Here is a 545-nt window from a genome sequence, read left to right as displayed (position 1 = left end):
AGCATCCCGAGGCATGCGACGACGCGCCGGCCGTCACGCGCCCGCGCGGCCCACAAGGCGAGCAGATCGAGCGCCGCGTCGAGCCCGCAGGGCGCGCGACGGAACGGGTCGGCGCAGCGCGTCGCGGCGAGTAGCGCGGCCCAGGTCGCCAGCGGGTCCGCGCCGGCAAGCGGCCCATCCGCCACCGCGACGCCGCCAGCGAGTGCGAGCAGCGCGAGTTCGGAGGAGGCGCCGCGGATCTCGGCCGCGGCGTCTAGCAGCGTCCAGGCGTCGAGCAGGGGCAAGGCGTCATCCGCCGTCCGGGTCGGAGCGAAGGGGTCACGCGCGCGGATGACCGCGCGGCCGTCCGCCTGCGCGGCTGCGAGTTGTGCCGGACCCTGCCCCAGCACCAAGACGGCGCTGCGCGGCTCGGCGCGCAGCACGGCGCCGCCGGGGTCGGGCCAGCCGGCGCCCCCGATGCGCTCGCCGGCGATCCGCGCCAGGACGCCAGGGATCGCGCGATGATCGGTCGCAGGGTGTGCCAGCGCCGCTGCTAGCGGGTCGGG

At 78.0% G+C, this 545-nt stretch carries 1 protein-coding gene; it reads right to left on the bottom strand.

Annotated features, from left to right (window positions below; all coding sequences use genetic code 11):
* The coding region (locus L2I40_RS24320; RefSeq protein ID WP_372491121.1) for a hypothetical protein at positions 1–545 on the bottom strand (545 nt) is incomplete at both ends.

The sequence above is a fragment of the Falsiroseomonas oryziterrae genome (assembly GCF_021864505.1).
GTDB classification, from domain to species: Bacteria; Pseudomonadota; Alphaproteobacteria; order Acetobacterales; family Acetobacteraceae; genus Falsiroseomonas; species Falsiroseomonas oryziterrae.
The sequence above is the reverse complement of the archived record's forward strand: the minus strand, read 5'-3'. Positions and strand labels throughout refer to the sequence as shown.